The organism is Stenotrophomonas sp. As-7, assembly GCF_030291015.1.
Lineage (GTDB): Bacteria > Pseudomonadota > Gammaproteobacteria > Xanthomonadales > Xanthomonadaceae > Stenotrophomonas > Stenotrophomonas lactitubi.
Genome location: NZ_CP127405.1, coordinates 1,648,311 through 1,669,648 on the forward strand (window position 1 = coordinate 1,648,311; position 21,338 = coordinate 1,669,648).

The window sequence follows — 21,338 nt, forward strand, 5'->3', positions numbered from 1 at the left end:
TACCAGCTGGGCGGGAAGGCGGCGCTCACCGGCGGCCTCGCAGAAGCGGGAAAGGGCGTCGGAGCGGGGGAGGACGGTCGGGCTTCACGCCGATAGTTTGGCCCAAGCGGAGCGCCCGTGGTGTGACGGCAGCGGCTTGCCGTTGCCGGTGCCGGGCGGGTAACGTGATTGCACGCCAAGGAGTTTTCCCCATGCGCCGCCTGCCCTGGGTGGGCCTGCCCACCGACAGCACCGTGCTCGGCCATCATCGTTTCGCGGTGGCCGGGGAAAAGTATGTGCGTGCCTTGGTTGACGCTGCGCAGGCAACGCCACTGGTGCTGCCGAGCCTGCAGCCGCCGCTGCCGGCACGCGACTGGTTGCAGGGCCTGGATGGCCTGCTGTTGACCGGCGCGGTCAGCAACATCGAGCCACAGCATTACGAAGGGGGCCGCAGCTGGGAAGGCAACCTGCACGACCCGGCCCGCGATGCCACGGCGTTCGCCCTGCTGCACGATGCGCTGGCGATGGATCTGCCGGTGCTGGCGATCTGCCGCGGCTTCCAGGAATTGAATGTGGCGCTCGGCGGCACGCTTCATCCGCAGGTGCATGCAGTGCCTGGCCTGAGCGACCATCGCGAAGACCTGCAGGCGCCGGTGGACGTCCAATATGGGCCCGCTCATGCGATCACCCTGTCCGATGGCGGTTGGCTGGCACAGTGGTCTGCCGGCGATCGGGTGCAGGTCAATTCGGTACACGGCCAGGGCATCGCGAGGTTGGCCGACGGCCTGCAGATCGAGGCCCGGGCCGATGATGGCCTGGTTGAAGCGGCACGCAGCCCGCGCCATCGATTCGTGCTCGGCGTACAGTGGCACCCGGAGTGGCGGGTCATGCAGACGCCGTTCTATCACGCTATTTTCCGTGCGTTCGGCCAAGCTTGCCGACAGCACCAACAGAATCGACTGGAATCCCCATGAGTTCGCGAACGCGCCCGCGCAAGACGGCTACGCCCACGCCCCCGCAGGAAAGCAGCCTGCTGCGCTGGCTGAAGGAGCGGCGCATCACCGAGGTCGAATGCCTGGTTCCGGACATCACTGGCAATGCGCGCGGCAAGATCATCCCGGCCGACAAGTTCTCGCACGATTACGGCACGCGCCTGCCGGAGGGCATCTTCGCGACAACCGTCACCGGCGAATTCCCGGACGACTACTACGACCTGACCTCGCCGTCGGACTCGGACATGATCCTGCGCCCCGACCCGGACACCGTGCGCATGGTGCCGTGGGCGACCGATCCGACTGCGCAGGTCATCCACGACTGCTACACCAAGAACGGCGAGCCGCACGAACTGGCCCCGCGCAACGTGCTGCGCCGGGTGCTGGATGCCTACACCGAGCTCGGCCTGCGACCGGTGGTCGCGCCCGAGCTGGAATTCTTCCTGGTGCAGAAGAACACCGATCCGGATTTCCCGCTGCTGCCCCCGGCGGGCCGCTCGGGTCGCCCGGAAACGGCGCGGCAGTCGTACTCGATCGACGCGGTCAACGAGTTCGACCCGATCCTCGATCTGATGTACGACTACTGCGATGCGATGAAGCTGGACGTGGACACGCTGATCCACGAATCCGGCGCAGCGCAGCTGGAGGTCAACTTCACCCACGCCAATGCGATGGATCTGGCCGACCAGGTGTTCCTGTTCAAGCGCACCATGCGCGAGTCGGCGATGCGCCACGGGGTGTATGCCACCTTCCTGGCCAAGCCGATGGAGAACGAGCCGGGTAGTGCGATGCACATCCACCAGAGCCTGCTGCGGATCAGTGATGGCCAGAACGTGTTCACCGGCGAGCACGGCGGTGAGGATTTCAGCCCGCTGTTCGCCCACTACCTGGCCGGCCTGCAGAAGTATGTGCCGATGGCGATGGCGTTCTTCGCGCCGAACGTGAATTCCTACCGGCGCCTGGTGTTCGGCGAAGTCTCGCCGAGCAACGTGCACTGGGGCTTCGACAACCGCACCTGCGGCCTGCGGGTACCGTTGGATACGCCGGAGAACATGCGGGTGGAAAGCCGCTTTGCCGGCTCCGATGCCAATCCTTACCTGGCGATGGCCGCGACCCTGGCCTGTGGCCTGCTCGGCATCCGCGAGCGCCTCGCGCCGGATGCACCGGTGACCGGCAGCGCCAAGGAGCTGGGCTACGACCTGCCGCGTTCGCTGGGTGAAGCGCTGGACGGGCTGGAGCAGTGCAGCGAGCTGCAGGCATTGCTGGGCGAGCGCTTCTGCCGCGCCTACATCTCGGTCAAGCGCAAGGAATACGAGACCTTCTTCCGTGTGATCAGTTCGTGGGAGCGCGAGTTCCTGCTGCTGAACGTGTGAAGGCCGCGAATAGAAAAATCCGTCGCCGGGGGGTAGGCTGGCACCCGTCGCCGGCCCGGCCGGCCCCCCTTTCCGCATTCTGGAGCACCCGATGAAGCTGCGTATCCTCACGCTCGGCCTGGCCTCCGCCATGCTTTCCGCCTGTGGCGGCGGCAACGGCGGCGGACAGGACAGCAAGGTCCTGAACGTCTACAACTACAGCGACTACATCGCCGAAGACACCATCCCGAACTTCGAGAAGCAGAGCGGGATCAAGGTCACCTACGATGTGTTCGACAGTGACGAGATGGTCGAGACCAAGCTGCTGGCCGGCAACAGCGGCTACGACGTGGTGGTGCCGACGCTGAACTTCTTCGGTCGGCAGATCCAGGCCGGTGTGTTCCTGCCGCTGGACAAGTCGAAGATCCCGAACCTGGCCAACCTCGACCCGGCGGTGATGAAGCGTATCGCCACCCAGGATCCGGGCAACCAGTACGGCGTGCCGTACATGATCGGCACCACCGGCATCGGCTACAACGTGGACATGCTGAAGGAGCGTTTCGGTGGCAGCGCCGACATCGCCAACAGCTGGGACCTGGTGTTCAAGCCGGAAAACATCAGCAAGATGAAGGACTGCGGCGTGACCATCCTGGACACGCCGGCGGACATGATTCCGATCGCGCTGCACTACCTTGGCCTGGATCCGCACAGCGGCGATCCGGCCGACCTGCAGAAGGCGGCCGATCTGCTGAAGTCGATCCGCCCGTACGTGCAGAACTTCCACTCCTCGCAGTACGTCGGCTCGCTGGCCAACGGCGGCACCTGCCTGGTGGTGGGCTGGTCGGGTGACATCATCCAGGCCCGCGATCGCGCGGCCGAAGCCAGCAATGGCGTGCACGTGGCCTATTCGATTCCCAAGGAAGGCGCGCCGCAGTGGTTCGACATGCTGGCCATCCCGAAGGATGCCAAGCATCCGGAAGCGGCCTACGCGTTCATCAACTACCTGCTGGAACCGAAGGTGGCCGCGGCCAACACCAACTTCATCCACTACGGCAACCCGGTACCGACCGCGACGCCGCTGGTGGACGAGGCGATCCGCACCGACCCGACCATCTACCCGCCGGCCGACGTGGCCGCGAAGATGTTCACCTATTCGATCAACACGCCGGAGACCGACAAGCTCTACACCCGGCTGTGGACCGAGGTGAAGACCGGCCGCTAGGCCGTTCGGCCGCCGCCGGGCCACGCCCGGCGGAGCCGGCTCTCCAGGTAGCGCCGGGCCATGCCCGGCGAGCGCAGCGGTTTCCCCAGGCACACGCGCTGGGTCTTCCGGACCCGGTCGCCAGCCGCCGTCATATCCCCATCGGCCCCCGGCCGTTAGAATGGCGGCCGCTGTCCACCGCCCGCTCCCGGAGCCCCCATGCCCGTTGAAGCCCAGCCGGAAGCCGCCGTCGTCGAAGCGACCGGTGTGCCCGGCTATCTCTCCATTCGTGATCTGCGCAAGGAATTCGATGGCTTCGTCGCCGTCGATGACGTCAACCTGGACGTCCGCAAGGGCGAGATATTCGCCCTGCTGGGCGGCTCGGGCAGCGGCAAATCGACCCTGCTGCGCTGCCTGGGTGGCTTCGAGACGCCCACCAAGGGCAGCATCACCGTCGATGGCCAGCGGATGGACGCGCTGCCGCCGTACCAGCGGCCGGTCAACATGATGTTCCAGTCCTACGCCCTGTTCCCGCATATGACCGTGGAGCAGAACATCGCCTTCGGCCTGAAGCAGGATGGGCTGGGCAAGGACGCGATCAGCAAGCGTGTCGGCGAGATGCTGGACCTGGTGCAGATGGGCCATCTGGGCAAGCGCAAGCCGCACCAGTTGTCCGGCGGCCAGCAGCAGCGCGTGGCGCTGGCGCGGTCACTGGCCAAGGGGCCCAAGCTGCTGCTGCTGGACGAACCGATGGGCGCGCTGGACAAGAAGCTGCGCTCGCAGATGCAGCTGGAACTGGTCAGCATCATCGAATCCTCGGGCGTGACCTGCGTGATGGTCACCCACGACCAGGAAGAGGCGATGACCATGGCCACGCGCATCGCGGTGATGGACGCCGGCTGGATCCAGCAGGTCGGCAAGCCCGATGAGGTCTACGAGCAGCCGGCCAACCGCTTCGTCGCCGAGTTCATCGGTTCGGTGAACCTGTTCGACGGGGTGATCGACGAGGACCTGCCCGAATACGTGACCGTGCGCTCGCCGCTGTTCCCGGCGCCGGTCTACATCGCCCACGGCATCACCTGTTATGAAGGGCAGCCGGTCGCGTTCGCACTGCGCCCGGAAAAAGTGATGATCGGCAAGGACGAGCCGGAAGGGCACACCAACAAGGCGCAGGGCGTGATCGAGGACATCGCCTACTTCGGCAGTCATTCGGTCTACCACGTGCGCCTGCCCAGTGGTGCCAAGGTGCTGGCCAACTTCGCCAACTCGCAGCGCTGGGCCAGCGATGGCCTGACCTGGGGCGACGAGGTGTGGGTGCACTGGCGCGACAACGACGGCGTGGTGCTGACCTCATGAGCGCCGCCGGCCTGAAGCGCTGGCTGCCGGGCATGCGTGCCACGGTGATCGGCATTCCGTACCTGTGGCTGCTGCTGTTCTTCGCCGTGCCGTTCCTGATCGTGCTGATGATCAGTTTCTCGCACAGCCGGGTCGGCTCGCCGCCGTACACCTGGCTGCTGCAGTACGTCGATGGCGGCCTGTCGCTGAAGCTCAACCTCGAGAACTACCTGGCGCTGTTCCGTGATTCGATCTATGCGCAGGCGTTCCTGAGCTCGATCAAGATTGCCGCGATCTCGACCTTCCTCACCCTGCTGATCGGCTATCCGATGGCCTATGCCATCGCCCGCCTGTCGCCGGCCGCGCGCAACGTGGCGATGATGCTGGTGGTGCTGCCTTCGTGGACCTCGTTCCTGATCCGCGTCTACGCCTGGAAGGCGATCCTGGACCGCAACGGCCTGCTCGACCAGTTCCTGCAGTACACCGGCCTGCAGACGCTGATGACCAACATGGGCCTGCCCAAGCTGCAGCTGATCGATACCCCGACTGCGGCCTATATCGGCATCGTGTACTGCTATCTGCCGTTCATGGTGCTGCCGCTGTATGCCAACCTGGTCAAGCATGACCACCGCCTGCTGGAAGCGGCCTACGATCTCGGTGCCAAGCCGTGGCAGGCATTCCTGCGCATCACCCTGCCGCTGTCGAAGGCGGGCATCATCGCCGGCTGCATGCTGGTGATGATTCCAGCGATCGGCGAATTCGTGATCCCGGAAATGCTCGGTGGCTCGGAAACGCTGATGGTTGGTCGCCAGCTGTGGAACGAGTTCTTCAACAACCGCAACTGGCCGGGCGCCTCGGCGATGGCAGTGGCGATGATCCTGTTGCTGCTGGTGCCGATCCTGCTGTTCAACCGATCCCAGCAGCGACTGCTGGAAGGGAAGCAGGCATGAGCCCGCGTTCTGCCAAGGGCCTGGGGCTGGGCGTGCTGCTGCTCGGCTTCGCCTTCCTGTACCTGCCGATCCTGCTGTTGATGTTCTATTCGTTCAACAGCTCGCGGTTGGCCATGGTCTGGGCCGGGTTCTCCACCCGCGCCTACAGCGATCTGTTTGCCGACCGCGCGCTGATGGATGCGATGTGGACCAGCCTGGTGGTCGCGTTCTGGACCGCCTGTACCGCCACCGTGCTCGGCACGCTGGCGGCAATGGTGATGACCCGCTTCAAGCGCTTCCGCGGCAAGCCGTTCTTCGGTGCGCTGGTAACTGCGCCGCTGGTGATGCCGGACGTGATCCTCGGCTTTTCGTTGATGGCACTGTTGGCCTCGATGGGCGCGATTCCGGGCTTCCCGGCGCGCGGCCTGGCCACCATCTGGATCGCCCACGTCACCTTCACCCTGTGCTTCGTCACCGTGGTGGTGTCCTCGCGCCTGCAGGAGATGGACCTATCGCTGGAAGAAGCGGCGATGGACCTGGGCGCGAGCCGGCTGACCGTGTTCGGCCGCATCACCTTGCCGATCATCGCGCCGGCGCTGGTGGCCGGCTGGCTGCTCGCCTTCACCCTGTCGCTGGACGACGTGGTGGTGGCCAGCTTCGTCGCCACACCGGGCTCGACCACGCTGCCGATGAAGGTGTTCGCCTCGGTGCGCATGGGCATCAGCCCGAAGATCAATGCGCTGGCTACGCTGCTGGTATCGGCGGTGTCGATTGCCGCGGTGATCGGCTGGTACATCAATGCGCGTGCCGAGAAGCGGCGCCAGCGCGACCTGCAGCTGGCACGCCAGGACAACGGCTGAGCCGGCAACATCCGGCTCACGGCCGCCGGCGCACAATGGGGGTCACCCTGATGGAGACCCCCAATGACCGTCGAGATCATCAACCCGGCCACCGGCCAGGTGACCTACCGCCATGAGCTGATGGACGCCGCTGCCATCGAGCAGCGCCTGCAGGCGGCGGCCGATGCATTCCCGCGCTGGGCCGAGCGCTCGCTGCAGGAACGTGGCGCGATCCTCAAGCAGATCGCTGGCCATCTGCGTGCGCGCCGCGACGACCTGCAGCAGGCCATGACCAGCGAAATGGGCAAGCTGAAGGCCGAAGCCCTGGCCGAAGTGGAAAAGTGCGCGACCACCTGTGAGTTCTATGCCGACCACGCCGCCGACTACCTGAAGCCGCAACTGATCGATACCGAGGCGCAGCGCAGCTACGTGCGCTATGAGCCGATCGGCTGCGTGTTCGCGGTGATGCCGTGGAATTTCCCGATCTGGCAGGTGTTCCGCTTCCTTGCTCCGGCGTTCATGGCCGGCAACGTGGCGCTGCTCAAGCACGCCAGCAACGTGCCGCAGTGCGCCGACCTGATCCTGGCGGTATGCCGCGATGGCGGCCTGCCTGACGGCGTGTTCGACGTGCTGCACATCGACAACGACCAGGCTGCCGAGGTGCTGCGCGATGCACGGGTGAAAGCCGTGACCCTGACCGGCAGCGAGCGGGCAGGGCGCTCGATCGCATCCAACGCTGGCAGCCAGTTGAAGAAGTCGGTGATGGAGCTGGGCGGCAGCGACGCCTTCGTGGTGCTCGATGATGCCGACCTGGACAAGGCGGTGGCCGCCGCGGTGAAGTCGCGCTTCGACAACAGTGGCCAGACCTGCATTGCCGCCAAGCGGTTCATCGTGGTGGACGCGGTGGCCGATGAATTCACCCGGCGCTTCGTCGAGGCAGCAGGCGAGCGCCAGTACGGCGACCCGAACGAGCGCGGCACCACGCTGGCGCCGATGGCCCGTGCCGACCTGCGCGACGAACTGCACAAGCAGGTGCAGGCCAGCGTCGCCAAAGGTGCGCGCGTGCTGATCGGCGGCGAACCGATCGCCGGTTCGCATGCGGGCTACCCGGCCAGCGTGCTCGACCAGGTGGGGCCGGGCATGCCGGCCTACGACGAAGAACTGTTCGGGCCGGTCGCCGCCGTCATCCGGGTCAAGGATGAAGCCGAGGCACTGCGTGTGGCCAATGACACGCGCTTCGGCCTCGGCGGCAGCGTGTGGACGCGTGACCCGGTGCGCGGTGAGTCCTTCGCCCAGCGCATGGAATGCGGCGCGGCGTTCGTCAACGCCATCGTCAAGAGCGACGCGCGGTTGCCGTTCGGTGGCAGCAAGGAATCAGGTTTCGGCCGCGAGCTGGCCGACCACGGCATCCATGAGTTCATGAACATCAAGACCATCTACGTGGCTTGATGCACCTGCCTGAGTAGAGCCGAGCCCATGCTCGGCTGCTCTTTGCCGGGAACAGCCGAGCGTGGGCTCGGCTCTACAAAAAAGCGGGTTACAACCACTTCACCCGCTTGAACAGCCGGTACAGGCCGACGCAGATGCCACCGACGCCGACGATCATCAGCGGGTAAGCCCACGGCTGGTTCAGTTCCGGCATGTGGCTGAAATTCATGCCATACCAGCTGGTGATCAACGTCGGCGCGGCCAGCAGCGCGGCCCATGCACCCAGCCGCTTCACCGTCTCGCCCTGGGCCAGCGTCACCAGTGACAGGTTCACGCTCAAAGCCGTGCCCAGCATCTCGCGCAGGGTGTCGATCACATCGCTGATGCGTACCGCATGGTCGTGCACGTCGCGGATATACAGCTTCACTTCGTCCGGGAACAGTTCGCCCTGGTAGCGGCGCAGCTGCGCCAGTACATCCTGCAGTGGCGCCACTGCCATCCGCATCTTGTTCAACTCGCGCTTCAGCTCATACAGGCGCACCACGGTGCTGCGCTTGTAACTGTCGGCGAAGATGTCCTTCTCCAGCAGTTCCAGGGTGTCGCGGAAACGGTTGGTGATGGGCAGGTAGTTGTCCACCACGAAGTCGGCCACGGCGTACAGGCAGTACGACGGCCCCATCTTCAGCAGTTGTGGTTCGCGCTCGACGCGTGCGCGCACCGGCGCGTACGACAGCGAGGCGCCATGGCGCACGGTCACCAGGAACCGTGGGCCGAGGAAGGCATGGGTTTCGCCGTACTGGATGCGCTCGTCGACCATCTGCGCGGTGGTCACCACCACGAACAACGAGTTGCCGTAGGCCTCCACCTTGGGGCGCTGGTGCGCGTTGCGTGCATCCTCGACCGCCAGGTCGTGCAGGCAGAATTCTTCCTGCAGCTTCAGCAGTACGTCTTCGTTCGGGTCGTACAGGCCGACCCAGACGAAACCGTTGTTGCTGGCGATGACATCGCTGATGGCATCCAGGCTGATGTCGTGGCGTTTGCCGTCGTCATCGTAGTGGACGCAGTTGATGACGCAGGTGGGATTGGCTGCGGCGGAGGCGGCAGCAGGGGCGGGCAATGAGGCGGGCAATGACATGCCCGCCATCGTGCGTCAGTGCTGCGTTTCCGACAAGTGAGGACGGCGCCCCAGCACCCAGGCCAATGCAGCGTGGACCGGCAGCAGCAGCACGATCCACTGCACGTTGTACTGCGCCTGCAGGCTCAGCCAGTGCAGCACCAGCGCGGCCACGGCCTGCACCGCCACCAGCCACAGCACGATCCTGAACATGCGACCGGGCACGCGCCGCCGCAGCAGGCTGATCGCCCCCGGCAACAACAGCAGGCAGAGCGGCGAGAGCAGCAGCAGGTTGCGGTTGGCCCAGGCGGCGTAGTGCGTGCTGAAGCCCCACAGGAACACCAGCAGGCCACCGGCGATCGTGCACAGCAGCCACAGCGGCAAGGCCAGGCCGGCCAGCAGGCGCGGACGGTTGCGCAGCGCCAGCACGCCCGCCGCGATCACCAGGCCGCACAGCAGCCACGGCCACCAGCGGCGCGCGAACTCCTTCGGCTCGGGGTCGATGCGGTGCGGCAGCAGTTCCTGCTCGGACTGCACCAGCGGGCGGCCGTCACTATTGCGGGCTTGGCGCAGGGCATCGGCCAGGCGCATCGGCACGAACGCTTCCTGCCAGCGCGACAGCGGCTGGTCGGCAAACGGGCCCAGGCCGATATCGAAGCCCAGCCACATCCACGTGGCCGGAGACGCCAGGCGAACCGACTCGCTGCGATAGGTGTTGCCGCGCGAACGGCCGGACAGCTGCGAGTGCAGCCCGCCCCCCAACGCCTTGTCGAGGGTGTCGCGCACCATCGTCGCGCAGTTGGCGGTGTAGTAATCGTAGTGGTAGCGCGCGTTTTCCGGCTTGGCCCGTTCGGCCAGGTCGGCAGCCAGCGAGCGTGCCTGGTCCGGGGTGATATCCAGCCACTGTACGCTGGCACCGCGGCCGGTCTCGTCGTAGTACGACAGGTCCTGCTGCAGCGGCAGGGCCACCAGGTAATACATCATGTCGCCACGTACGAAGCGGCCGATGAAATCCTGTTCGGACGGATCGAAGTAGCCGAAGTTGTACGAGATCGCCTCGCCGCTCACCGGGTCCAGCACGACGATGGCATCGTGGCCGAAGCGCTCGAAGAACACGGTGCCCGGCTGCATGGTGACCACGCCGACACGCGGGGCAGGGGCATCGCTGGCCGTCGAAACGGTCGGCGCCGCCGCCTGCGCGAATGCAGCCGGTGCCAGGGTCGTGGCCAGCACGCACAGCGCCAGCCACAGGGTCAGGATCAGGCCACGGTGTTTCAAGCGTCGTCCTGCGCGTCCGGTGCCAGCACCGTTACATGGAAAGCCTGGACCCGGCGCGCATCGGCGCGGGCCACACGGAACATGAAACGGTCCAGGGCCAGCTCATCGCCGACTTCCGGCAGATGGCCGACGGCTTCGGTCACCAGGCCGCCGATGGTGTCGTAGTCCTCATCGGAGAAGGTGGCACCGAAGCGCTCGTTGAAATCGCCGATCGGCGTGAGCGCATCCACCACGTACTGGCCATCGGCCTGGATGGCGATCTGCGCCGAGAAATCCTCGGCCTCGTCGTGTTCGTCGTCGATGTCGCCGACGATCTGCTCCAGCACGTCTTCGATGGTGACCAGGCCGGCGACGCCGCCGTACTCGTCCACCACGATCGCCATGTGGTTGCGCGACAGGCGGAACTCCTTCAACAGCACGTTGAGCTTCTTCGCTTCCGGAATCAGCACCGCCGGGCGCAGCAGTTCACGTACGTTGCCCGGACCATTGTCGGCAACCACGCCGCGCAGCAGGTCCTTGGCCAGCAGCACGCCGAGGATGTCGTCCTTGTTCTCGCCATGCACCGGGAAGCGCGAATGGCCGGACTCGACCACCTGCTTCATCAGCTCCAGGAAGGGCGCCTCCACCGGCAGCGAGACCATCTGCGAACGCGAGATCATCACGTCGCCCACGGTCAGCTCGGCTACCGAAATGGCGCCTTCCATCATCTTCAGGGTATCGGCGGCGATCAACCCTTCTTCCTGCGCGGTGTGCAGGACAGCGACCAGCTCGTCGCGGGTGTGGGGTTCGCCGGAAAAAGCGGACGTCAGGCGTTCAAGCCAGCCGCGCTTCTTTTCACTGTGCTCCACGGAGGAGCTACTACTGTCGTCTTCTGACATCTCTGGAAAAAAGGCACCCGGCAGGCCGGGCGATGGCTCCAGTCTAGCAGGATGTGGGTGCCTGTCAGTGACCCTCGCCAGCCGGGGCGGCGGCGGCCGGGCCCTCGTCCTCTGCCGGCAGGTCCAGGCTGTAGGTACAGCCGGCCAGGGTCTTGCCCGGGTGGGTGGCGACGGTGGATACGCTGAGGATGATCGACTCGATCTGCGCCTCGCCGGTCTTCGGGTCGGTCACATCGCGGCTGACCAGCTCGCGCCCGGCCATGAACTTGCCGTCCTGGTCGTAGCCGGTCTCCAGGGCCAACTGCGTGGCCAGCGGCCGCGGGTCGGACTGGTCGAGCACGGCCATGATGCTGGCGCCGGCCACGGCCACGCGCTCGGTCTGCTGGCCGAACACGGTGATCGGGCTGGCCAGCCGGTACTCGCTCATGAACTGGTTGCCCTGCGGCAGCGGCTGCAGGCCGTGGGCCACCGCCTTCAGCGGATCGGCCAGCAGGGGGGCCAGCGCGGCATGCTCGGCCACGCCCTGGCGGCACTCGATCAGTGCAGGCAGGTCCAGCGGCGCGGCGGAAGCGGTGGCGGCAAGCAGGAGCGGCAGGAGCAGGAAGGTACGCAGCAGCACAAGCGAGGTTCCGTGGTAGAGCCGAGCCCGTGCTCGGCTGCTTTTGGGTCGGGTCTGCGGGGAGCAGGGCGTACCACGGCCGAGCATGGGCTCGGCCACGCAGCGCCTGGCCAGGTGTCAGCGCTCGCCGGCGTAGGGATCGTCGATGCCGAGCTCGGCCAGGATCTCGCGCTCCAGCTGTTCCATCGCCTCGGCTTCCTTGTCGTCCTCGTGGTCCCAGCCGAGCAGGTGCAGCACGCCGTGCACGGTCAGGTGCGCGTAGTGGGCATTGAGCGCCTTGCTCTGCTCGTCGGCTTCACGCGCCACTACCGGCGCGCAGATCACCAGGTCGCCCAGCAGCGGGAACTTGACGCCCTTGGGCAGGCCCTCCGGCACGTCCGCCGGGAAGCTGAGCACGTTGGTAGCGTAGTCCTTGCCCCGGTAATGCCGGTTCAGGGATTGGCCTTCCTTGCTGTCGACCACGCGGATGGCGAGGTCGGCCTCGCGGATGCGACCCTTCAGCGCGGCCGCGACCCACTTGCGGAAGCTGACGGCCGAGGGCAGGCCGGCACGCGGCAGGGCATAGCTGACGGCGACATCCAGTCGCACGGGACCACGGGTCATGGAGTCGCTCCAGGTTGGATCTGATGCAGGTCGCGGCGGTCGTAGGCGCTGACGATGCGCGCCACCAGTGGGTGGCGGACCACGTCGCGGGCTTCGAAGAAGGTGAAGCTGACGCCCTCCACATCGCGCAGTACGTCGATGGCATCGCGCAGGCCCGACTTCACATGCTTGGGCAGGTCGGTCTGGGTCAGATCGCCGGTGACCACCGCAGTCGAGCCGAAGCCCAGTCGGGTCAGGAACATCTTCATCTGTTCGATGGTGGTGTTCTGCGCTTCATCCAGGATCACGAACGCATCGTTGAGCGTGCGGCCGCGCATGTAGGCCAGCGGCGCAATCTCGATGACGTTCTTTTCCAGCAGCTTGAGCACCTTCTCCACACCCAGCATTTCATACAGGGCGTCGTACAGCGGTCGCAGGTACGGGTCGACCTTCTGGCTCAGGTCGCCGGGCAGGAAGCCCAGCTTCTCGCCGGCCTCAACCGCCGGACGCACCAGGATCAGGCGCTGCACGCGCGATTCGTTCAGTGCTTCCACCGCACTGGCCACGGCCAGGAAGGTCTTGCCGGTGCCGGCCGGGCCGATACCGAAGTTGATGTCGTGGCTGACGATCTGGTGCAGATAGCGGCTCTGGTTGGAGCCGCGCCCGCGCACGGTTCCGCGCTTGACCTTGATTGCCACGTCCTGCGCTTCGTAGGAGCGATCGGCGATCTGTTCGATGTTGGCCGCGTTCAGGCGCAGGTGGATGCCGTGGCTGTCGAAGGTGGTCTCGGCGGCCTCTTCATACAGCGCCTCGATCAGCTTCTGCGCCTCGGCGCTGGCCTCGGCCGGCCCGCTGATGCGGAACACGAAGCCGCGGTTGGCGATTTCCACGCCAAGCTTCAGTTCGATCTGGCGAAGGTGGCCGTCGAACGGGCCGCACAGGTTGGCCAGCTGCGCGTTGTCTTCCGGCGACAGGGTGAAGTCTCGATGCTCGATGCTTTTCATTGCTTGGGGTGGGGCGGGGTCGCCGTCCACCGCGATGGCGTCAGGGACGACAAGGGTAACGCGCAAGGCGGCAGGACGACAGTTCTCCACACCGGGTGTGGACCGGCGCCGAAGAAACCTGTGGATAGTCCTTCGCAGCGCTTGTGCCACAAGGAAGATGATGCGGTGGTGAAAATTGCGCCAGTGCCCGCGGGGTTCTCCACATGTGGTGTGGACGGTGTTGCCGCGAACCTGTGGATAGGTGGCAGCGAGCCTTGCGGCAGTGGCGTTGCCGGCAGGTGATCAATTATTGACCAGCCCTGTTCTGGATCATTGCGGGTGCACAGGGAGCATGGCACCGTGGCGCCATCGGAGGAGGTGGCGCATGGCCGTGGGCACGTGGATGCGCAGGATGGGGCTGCTGGGCAGCTGCCTGCTGGCGGGCTGCGGCGAAGCACCGCCGGCGGCACTGGGTACGCTTGAATGGGACCGGATCAGCGTGCCCGCACCGGCGGCGGAAGTGATCAGTGCCGTTGACGTGCGCGAAGGGCAGGCGGTCAAGGCCGGCGAGCTGCTGATGCGCCTGGATCCTGCCCGTGGCGCCGCCCAGTTCGACGCCGCACAGGCCGAAACCGCCCGCGTGCAGGCACAGCTTGAAGAACTGCAGGTGGGCCCGCGTCCTGAGCAGATCGCCCAGGCGCAGGCACAGCTCACGGCGCTGCGCGCGCAGGCGGCTGAAGCCACTGCGTACTACCGCCGGGTGCAACCGCTGGCCCGCCAGAGGCTGGTCTCTGCTGCCGACCTGGACCGGGCCCGCGCGGCCGCCGACAACGCCGTGGCCAGCGTGCGCGCTGCCGAACAGGCGTGGCTGGAGCTGCAGCGCGGCAACCGTCGTGAGGACATTGCCCAGGGTCAGGCCGCCTCCCGGGCAACGCAGGCACAGGAGGTGGTGCAGGCCGTCAACCTGCAGAAGCTGCAGCTGCGTGCGCCGCGCGATGGCGTGGTCGATGCGTTGCCGTACCGGCAGGGCGACCAGGCACCGATCGGTGCGCCATTGGTGGTGATGCTGGTGGGCGAACGCCCGTATGCGCGCGTGTATCTGCCGCAGCCATTGCGCCTGCGGGTGAAGGTGGGGCAGGGAGCGCAGGTGCAGCTGGATGGTGCCAACACCGTGCTGAAGGGGCATGTGCGGTCGATCCGCAGCGAGCCTTCCTTTACGCCGTATTACGCGCTGACCGGTGATGACGTCTCGCGGCTGAGCTACCTGGCCGAGATCGAGCTGGACGACAGTGCCGACATGCAGGCGCTGCCCGCCGGGCTGCCGGTGCAGGTGCGCTTCTGAATCCTGTCGATGACATTGCCGTGCGTGCGCAGGGCCTGAGCCGCCGTTTCGGCGAGCTGCTGGCAGTGGACAACGTCGATCTGCAGGTGCCGCGAGGGCAGGTATACGGCTTCCTCGGCCCGAACGGCTCGGGCAAGTCGACCACCATCCGCATGCTGTGCGGACTGCTTGAACCAAGCGCTGGCGAGATTGAAGTGCTGGGCCTGGCGATCCCGGCACAGGCCGAAGCGCTGCGCCGCCGCATCGGCTACATGACCCAGCGCTTTTCGTTGTACGAAGACCTGTCGGTGCGGGAGAACCTGGAATTCCTGGCCGCCATCCAGGATCTGCCACGGGTGCAGGCGCGGCAGCGGGTCGATGCGCTGCTGCAGCAGTACCGTCTGCAGGACCGCCAGGTGCAGTTGGCAGGCACCCTCAGCGGCGGGCAGAAGCAGCGGCTGGCGCTGGCCGGTGCGGTGATCCATGCGCCGGAACTGCTGTTCCTCGATGAGCCGACCAGTGCGGTCGATCCTGAGTCGCGGCGCGATTTCTGGGAGGCGCTGTTCGAACTCGCCGATGCCGGCACCACGGTGCTGGTGTCCACCCACTACATGGACGAGGCCGAACGCTGCCATCGGCTGGCGATCCTAGATCGCGGTGCCCTGGTGGCCGATGGAACCCCGGCCGAGCTGTGCGCGCAGCTGCAGGGCCGTACCCTGAAGGTCACCGCCTCGCAGCCCCGGCAGGCCAGCCGCGCGCTGGCGGCGTTGCCGGGTGTGCTCAGCGTGGCCCAGATCGGCACCGAACTGCGCGTGCTGTGCAGCGAGGGTGCGGCCGATACCAGCGTGTTGGCGCAGGCACTTGCCGCCGCCGATCCGCAGGCCAGCATCGAACCGGTGGCACCCAACCTGGAAGACGTATTCGTTGCCGCCACCCGTGGCCGTGGTCGGGAGCCGGCCGCATGAGCGTGCGACGGCTATGGGCGATCATGCTCAAGGAGCTGCGGCAACTGCGCCGTGACCGCATCACCCTGGCGATGATCGTTGGCATCCCGGTGATGCAGCTGCTGCTGTTCGGCTATGCGATCAACCTCAACCTGCGGCACCTGGATGCCGGTATCGCCGATCAGGCCAACAGTGCGGCGTCGCGCGCGCTGGTACAGGACATGGTCGCCACCGGCGTGATCACACCGCGCGCGCAGGCCTATACGCCCGATCGACTGATGGAGGCGTTGCGACGGGGCCGGATCAGCGTGGGCATCGTCATTCCCTCCGATTTCGAGCGACGCCGCTACGAAGGCCGCGAAGCGGTGCAGGTGCTGGTCGACGGCAGCGACACGGTGGTGCAGAGTGCGGCGATCCAGCTGGCGCAGGTGCCGCTGGACACGCGTCCGGCCAGCAACGCGCGACCACTGCGCGAAGGCAGCATCGCCAGCGGGCAGGTGAGCGTCATCAGTTTCTACAACCCGCAACGGCGCTCAGCGGTGAACATCGTGCCCGGCCTGATCGGGGTGATCCTGACCATGACCCTGGTGATGTTCACCGCAGTGGCGGTGGTACGCGAACGCGAGCGCGGCAACATGGAACTGCTGATCGCCACGCCGGTATCGCGCAGCGAACTGATGGTCGGCAAGGTGTTGCCCTATGCGGCGATCGGTCTGCTGCAGACCACGCTGGTGCTGCTGCTGGGAACCTGGTTGTTCGAGGTTCCGATTCGCGGCAGCCTGCTGGATGTCTACCTGGCCGCCGTGCTGCTGGTGCTGGCCAACCTGGCGCTGGGCCTGCTGATTTCCACGCGCGCACGCTCGCAGTTCCAGGCCATGCAGATGACCCTGTTCCTGTTCCTGCCGTCGATCCTGTTGTCAGGTTTCATGTTCCCGTTCGCCGGCATGCCCAGGCCGGTGCAGTGGCTGGCGGAAGTACTGCCGCTCACCCATTTCCTGCGCCTGGTGCGCGGCATCATGCTGCGCGGGGCCTCGCTGTGGGAGCTGTGGCCGGACGCACTGGCACTGCTGGTGTTCATCGTGGCGATGATGACCCTGGCGATCCTGCGTTTCCGCAAACGCCTGGACTGAAGCATGCCGACCAACGGTCGGCATCCACCTCGGTAGTGCCCGCCGCTGGCCGGCATCAATGCGGTGGGTGCCGACCGTTGGTCGGCACACCTTATTCCGCCACCACGCGGCCGCGCAGCGAATTGGTCAGCGCTTCAGTGATCACCACGTCCACGAACTGGCCGATCAGGCGCGGGTGCGCCGGGAAGTTCACCGAACGCATGTTCTCGGTCTTGCCGGTCAGTTCATTCGGGTTCTTGCGTGAAGGACCTTCCACCAGCACGGCCTGTACGCTGCCAACCATCCTTTCGGAGATGCTTGCAGCGTGCGCGTTGATGCGTTCCTGCAGGCGCGACAGGCGTGCATGCTTCTCCGCATCGCTGATCGTGTCTTCCAGGTCCGCTGCCGGCGTGCCCGGGCGACGCGAATAGATGAAGGAGAAGCTGTGGTCGAAGCCGATGTCCTCGATCAGTTTCATGGTCTTCTCGAAATCCGCATCGGTCTCGCCGGGGAAGCCGACGATGAAGTCCGAACTGATCGAGATGTCCGGACGTACCGCACGCAGTTTGCGGATCTTCGACTTGAATTCCAGCGCGGTGTAACCGCGCTTCATCGCCGACAGCACGCGGTCGCTGCCCGCCTGCACCGGCAGGTGCAGGAAGTTGGCCAGCTGCGGCACATCGCGGAACGCATCGATCAGCGAATCGCTGAACTCCAGTGGGTGCGAGGTGGTGAAGCGGATGCGACCGACACCATCGATCTCGGCGATGGTGCGGATCAGCAGGCCGAGGTCGGCGAGATCGCCATCACCGTAGGGGCCGCGGTAGGCGTTGACGTTCTGGCCGAGCAGGTTGATCTCGCGCACGCCCTGCGCGGCGAGCTGCGCCACTTCCACCACCACGTCCTCGAACGGGCGGCTGACTTCGGTACCGCGCGTGTAGGGCACCACGCAGAACGAGCAGTACTTGGAGCAGCCTTCCATGATCGACACGAACGCCGACGCGCCATCGGCACGCGGTTCGGGCATGCGATCGAACTTCTCGATTTCCGGGAAGCTGATGTCCACCTGTGGGCGCTGCTGTTCGCGACGGGCGCGGATCAGCTCCGGCAGGCGATGCAGCGTCTGTGGGCCGAACACCAGGTCGACGAACGGCGCACGCTTGATGATCGCCTCGCCTTCCTGCGACGCCACGCAACCGCCGACGCCGATGATGACCTCACGGCCCTGGTTCTTCAGGCTCTTCCAGATGCCCAGCTGGCTGAACACCTTCTCCTGCGCCTTTTCGCGGATCGAGCAGGTGTTGACCAGGATGACGTCGGCGTCTTCCGGGCGATCGGTCAGTTCCAGGCCATCACTGGCGGCCAGCACGTCGGCCATCTTGGCCGAGTCGTACTCGTTCATCTGGCAACCGTGGGTCTTGATGTACAGCTTGCCTTTCACCTGGTCGGGCTTGCGCGGACCAGAGGGCAGGGCAACGAGCGGGGTACCGCCCGGCGTGGCGGGCGGAAAGACGTCTGGCGTCCCGGTCATGGCGCTTAATCCATTCGGGTGGCGGGAAAGGGGGCGATTCTACCCGCATCCTGCGCCACCCGCCGCGCCCTTGTAGAGCCGAGCCCACGCTCGGCTGCTCTTCCCGCTTGCCATGCATGGGGCAGCCAGGCACGGCCTGGCTCTACTGAAACCAGCCGAGCGTGGGCTCGGCTCTACAAAGGAAACCCTGCGAATGCCTTACGCTGCGATCAGCTCCGCATCGATCTGCCGCGAACGATCAAACGCGGTCAGCGCACTCATCCGTTCGATGTAGGCGGCCGTCGCCGGTGCTGGCTGCACCAGGCCGAACGCACTGGTCCATGCCAGTGCATTGCCCCACAACACGTCTGCCGCACTCATCACCTCGCCCAGCAGGTACGGCCCCTGCGCCAGCTGTGCTTCGATCACCTGCAGCACCGTATCGGCGTCGTTGTAGGGCGACATCGCATGCGGCGGCGGGTCGCGACGCATCGCCCGGTCGATCATCGCCGGCTCGAAGCAGGCGCCGTAGAAGGCCATCCAGCGCAGATAGGGGCCGCGCAGGGCGTCGCCGATCGGCGGTGCCAGCCCGGCTTCCGGGTACAGGTCGGCCAGGTACAGATAGATCGCCACCTGCTCGGTCACCAGGGCGCCGTTGTGCACGATGGCCGGCACCTTGCCCATCGGATTGATCGCCAGATAGGCCGGGGCCAGGTTGGCGCCAGCCTTCAGGTCCAGCACCTGCATGCGGTAGTCGGCGCCCAGTGCTTCAAGCAGGGCCACCGCGCCGCTCGAGCGTGAACGGGCGGCGTGGTAGAGGGTGATCTGGCGTGACGTCATGGCATTGCTCCTTGCAGGTGGTGGTGAAGTGGGGGCCATCCTGGGGCACAATTGCGGACGACTTCTGTCCGCGATCCGTCATGCGCCATACCGCCCATCGCCTGCTTCGCCTGATCTCGCTGCTGCAGGCCCGCCGCCACTGGTCCGGTGCCGAGCTCGCCGAGCGCATGGGGGTGGATCGGCGCAGCATCCGCCGCGATGTCGAACGCCTGCGCGAGCTGGGATATCCGGTGCAGGCGTCGGCCGGCGTAGGCGGGGGCTACCGGCTGGGCGCGGGGGCACCGGTGCTGCCGATGCTGCTGGACGAGGAAGAGGCCACCACGCTGGCGATTGCCCTGCGTGCGGCCTCGGCCACGGTCTCCGGCATCGACGACACCGCCCGCGGCCTGCTGTCCAAGCTCGACCCGCTGGTGCCGGCGCGTCGCCGCCAGCAGGCCGGCGAAGTGCATGCGGCCACTGCGACCCTGTCCGATCTGCCATCCACCGATGCGCGCCTGCTCGGGCGGCTGGCCCAGCACTGCCGGCAGGCCGCGCGGCTGGCCTTCGAATACCGCAGCGCGCAGGACGCAGTGACGCAACGGGAGGTCGAGGCTCAGCACCTGGTCAACTACGGGCGGCGCTGGTATCTGCTGGCCTGGGACCTGGGGCGGCAGGACTGGCGCACGCTGCGCGTGGACCGGATGGGCGCTGTGCGGCCTCTGCCCGAGCCTGGCCTGCACCGGCGAACCCCGGCGCCGCCCGATGTGATGGTGCGGCAGGCGGTCAGCCAGGCGCCGTTCGCGCTGCAGGCCATCCTGCGCCTGGCCGGCAGTGAAGCGGAGCTGGCCGGCCGCATTCCGCCCTGGTGCGGCGTGCTCGAGGCTGACGGCGCAGACCATTGTCTGTTGCGGATGGGTGCGGAAAGCCGCGGCATGATGCTGGCGCAGATCCTCAGCCTGGATCGCCTGCCGGTGGCACTGTGGACCACGCCGGCCGAGCTGCGCGAGGAGCTTGCCCAGCGTCTGACCGGGCTCAGCCAGGTACTGGCCGTGCCCGCGGTCACGGTCTGAGCCGTCGCCCTTGGCAAGCCGCAGCGAAGCTGGGACACTCGCGGCCATGAAGGGGAGACTGGGGATAACGGCGATCGTCATCGCTGCGCTGACCGCTGCGCCGGCCAGCGCCGGCACCCTGTACAAGTGCCTTGGCGCCGATGGGGTCACCAGCTATGTCAGCAAGCGGGTGGCCGGTGCCCAATGCAGCACCATCAGCTACACCCGCAGCGCGGGCAGGGCGGTGCGCGCCCCGGTCGCCACCTCGGCGCCGACGCCAGCATCCGTACCTGCTGCAATGGTGGCCAGCGCCGAGCGTAATCCGGTCGCGGTTGCCGCCAGCGCTGCCAGTCCCGCTGTCGCACCGACTCCGGTACCCGCGGCAGCGTCCACGCCGGCCGCTCCACGCGGCGGCAAGATGGTCAGCGGACAGGTCTATTCGTACATGCAGGACGGGGTGCGCCACTACACCAGTGCACGCCCGACCCAGGTCGCCAACCTCGGCCCGGTACGGACCATCCGCTACAGCTTCATGGAGCGCTGCTACGCCTGCGGGGTCAATCCACGCGTCGATTTCGGCAGCGTGCGCCTGAACACCACGGCCTTCCAGAGCGAGATCACCTCGGCTGCACGCGAGTTCGGGGTGGAAGAGGCAGTGGTGCGCGCGATCATCCATGCCGAGTCGGCCTACAACCCGACCGCGCTCAGCCGTGCCGGTGCGCAGGGCCTGATGCAGCTGATGCCGCCCACCGCCGCACGCTTCGGCGTCAGCGATTCCTACGACGCCGGGCAGAACATCCGTGGCGGCGTGCAGTACCTGGCGTGGTTGTTGAAGCGCTTCAAAGGTGATCTGACCCTGGCCGCGGCCGGTTACAACGCTGGCGAAGGCGCGGTCGATCGCCATGGAGGCGTGCCACCCTACAGCGAGACCCAGTATTACGTGCGAAGGGTAGGGCAGCTGGCCGAGCGTTACCGCACCGCCCTGACCCATCAGTAGGTGCCGACCGTTGGTCGGCACACCTTCAAGCGGGTAGGTGCCAACTGTCAGTCGGCACACCTTGAAAAGAGTTGTTGCAA

General features: G+C 66.5%; 20 protein-coding genes. 12 read left to right on the forward strand and 8 right to left on the reverse strand.

Going from position 1 to position 21,338, the window contains the following annotated elements:
* Positions 1-191: 191 nt before the first annotated feature.
* The 7 genes from QP457_RS07660 to QP457_RS07690 all read left to right on the forward strand — a co-directional run bounded on the left by QP457_RS07660 (position 192) and on the right by QP457_RS07690 (position 8,076).
* Positions 192-953 (forward strand): gamma-glutamyl-gamma-aminobutyrate hydrolase family protein, encoded by a 762-nt coding sequence (locus QP457_RS07660; protein WP_205403976.1) that lies wholly within the window; start codon positions 192-194, stop codon positions 951-953.
* Positions 950-2,344, forward strand: coding sequence for a glutamine synthetase family protein (locus QP457_RS07665; RefSeq protein ID WP_089239973.1), 1,395 nt, complete (start codon positions 950-952; stop codon positions 2,342-2,344). Before QP457_RS07660 ends, QP457_RS07665 begins: the two co-directional genes overlap by 4 nt.
* A gap of 91 nt (positions 2,345-2,435) precedes the next feature.
* Positions 2,436-3,545: a polyamine ABC transporter substrate-binding protein gene (locus QP457_RS07670; RefSeq protein ID WP_180164261.1), complete on the forward strand. Its 1,110-nt coding sequence runs from the start codon at positions 2,436-2,438 to the stop codon at positions 3,543-3,545.
* A 198-nt stretch (positions 3,546-3,743) separates the two neighbouring features.
* Positions 3,744-4,880 (forward strand): polyamine ABC transporter ATP-binding protein, encoded by a 1,137-nt coding sequence (gene potA / locus QP457_RS07675; protein ID WP_099820006.1) that lies wholly within the window; start codon positions 3,744-3,746, stop codon positions 4,878-4,880.
* Positions 4,877-5,809, forward strand: a complete 933-nt coding sequence (locus QP457_RS07680; RefSeq protein WP_180164263.1) for an ABC transporter permease subunit — start codon at positions 4,877-4,879, stop codon at positions 5,807-5,809. Before potA ends, QP457_RS07680 begins: the two co-directional genes overlap by 4 nt.
* On the forward strand, positions 5,806-6,648 hold the full coding sequence (locus QP457_RS07685; RefSeq protein WP_100464457.1) for an ABC transporter permease subunit: 843 nt from the start codon (positions 5,806-5,808) through the stop codon (positions 6,646-6,648). Before QP457_RS07680 ends, QP457_RS07685 begins: the two co-directional genes overlap by 4 nt.
* Positions 6,649-6,711: 63 nt before the next feature.
* Entirely contained in the window at positions 6,712-8,076 is a 1,365-nt protein-coding gene (locus QP457_RS07690; RefSeq protein ID WP_205403975.1) for an NAD-dependent succinate-semialdehyde dehydrogenase, read from the forward strand.
* Positions 8,077-8,164: 88 nt separating this feature from the next.
* Here the strand turns inward: QP457_RS07690 and QP457_RS07695 are convergent, their stop codons facing one another.
* The 6 genes from QP457_RS07695 to QP457_RS07720 all read right to left on the reverse strand — a co-directional run bounded on the left by QP457_RS07695 (position 8,165) and on the right by QP457_RS07720 (position 13,530).
* Entirely contained in the window at positions 8,165-9,199 is a 1,035-nt protein-coding gene (locus tag QP457_RS07695; protein ID WP_089239983.1) for a magnesium and cobalt transport protein CorA, read from the reverse strand.
* 6 nt (positions 9,200-9,205) lie between these two features.
* Entirely contained in the window at positions 9,206-10,447 is a 1,242-nt protein-coding gene (locus QP457_RS07700; protein WP_205403974.1) for a DUF4105 domain-containing protein, read from the reverse strand.
* Positions 10,444-11,325 carry a transporter associated domain-containing protein gene (locus QP457_RS07705; RefSeq protein ID WP_089239987.1) on the reverse strand — a complete coding sequence of 294 codons (882 nt, stop codon included), beginning with the start codon at positions 11,323-11,325 and terminating at the stop codon, positions 10,444-10,446. Before QP457_RS07705 ends, QP457_RS07700 begins: the two co-directional genes overlap by 4 nt.
* A 64-nt stretch (positions 11,326-11,389) precedes the next feature.
* Positions 11,390-11,941, reverse strand: a complete 552-nt coding sequence (locus tag QP457_RS07710) for a hypothetical protein (protein WP_205404037.1) — start codon at positions 11,939-11,941, stop codon at positions 11,390-11,392.
* A gap of 120 nt (positions 11,942-12,061) precedes the next feature.
* Complete coding sequence (gene ybeY / locus QP457_RS07715) at positions 12,062-12,547, reverse strand: rRNA maturation RNase YbeY (RefSeq protein ID WP_100552066.1); 486 nt, start codon at positions 12,545-12,547, stop codon at positions 12,062-12,064.
* On the reverse strand, positions 12,544-13,530 hold the full coding sequence (locus QP457_RS07720; protein ID WP_180164269.1) for a PhoH family protein: 987 nt from the start codon (positions 13,528-13,530) through the stop codon (positions 12,544-12,546). Before QP457_RS07720 ends, ybeY begins: the two co-directional genes overlap by 4 nt.
* Before the next feature lie 364 nt (positions 13,531-13,894).
* On the opposite strand from QP457_RS07720, the gene QP457_RS07725 reads away from it, so the two are divergent.
* From QP457_RS07725 to QP457_RS07735, 3 genes are read left to right on the forward strand one after another with little or no spacing between them, the layout of a single operon-like run.
* Positions 13,895-14,851, forward strand: a complete 957-nt coding sequence (locus tag QP457_RS07725; protein ID WP_205403973.1) for an HlyD family efflux transporter periplasmic adaptor subunit — start codon at positions 13,895-13,897, stop codon at positions 14,849-14,851.
* A 20-nt stretch (positions 14,852-14,871) separates the two neighbouring features.
* Entirely contained in the window at positions 14,872-15,795 is a 924-nt protein-coding gene (locus QP457_RS07730; RefSeq protein WP_205403972.1) for an ABC transporter ATP-binding protein, read from the forward strand.
* Positions 15,792-16,904: an ABC transporter permease gene (locus QP457_RS07735; RefSeq protein ID WP_205403971.1), complete on the forward strand. Its 1,113-nt coding sequence runs from the start codon at positions 15,792-15,794 to the stop codon at positions 16,902-16,904. The genes QP457_RS07730 and QP457_RS07735 overlap by 4 nt, the downstream gene beginning before the upstream one ends.
* A 91-nt stretch (positions 16,905-16,995) precedes the next feature.
* Here the strand turns inward: QP457_RS07735 and miaB are convergent, their stop codons facing one another.
* Both miaB and QP457_RS07745 read right to left on the reverse strand, forming a co-directional pair.
* Positions 16,996-18,414 carry a tRNA (N6-isopentenyl adenosine(37)-C2)-methylthiotransferase MiaB gene (gene miaB / locus QP457_RS07740; protein ID WP_205403970.1) on the reverse strand — a complete coding sequence of 473 codons (1,419 nt, stop codon included), beginning with the start codon at positions 18,412-18,414 and terminating at the stop codon, positions 16,996-16,998.
* A 198-nt stretch (positions 18,415-18,612) separates the two neighbouring features.
* Positions 18,613-19,233 (reverse strand): glutathione S-transferase family protein, encoded by a 621-nt coding sequence (locus QP457_RS07745; protein ID WP_100552072.1) that lies wholly within the window; start codon positions 19,231-19,233, stop codon positions 18,613-18,615.
* Between the two features lie 80 nt (positions 19,234-19,313).
* Between QP457_RS07745 and QP457_RS07750 the strand changes: the two genes are divergently transcribed.
* Together QP457_RS07750 and QP457_RS07755 are read left to right on the forward strand one after the other, a co-directional pair.
* Entirely contained in the window at positions 19,314-20,282 is a 969-nt protein-coding gene (locus QP457_RS07750; RefSeq protein ID WP_205403969.1) for a WYL domain-containing protein, read from the forward strand.
* Positions 20,283-20,328: 46 nt separating this feature from the next.
* Entirely contained in the window at positions 20,329-21,258 is a 930-nt protein-coding gene (locus tag QP457_RS07755) for a lytic transglycosylase domain-containing protein (protein ID WP_205403968.1), read from the forward strand.
* Positions 21,259-21,338 lie beyond the last annotated feature (80 nt).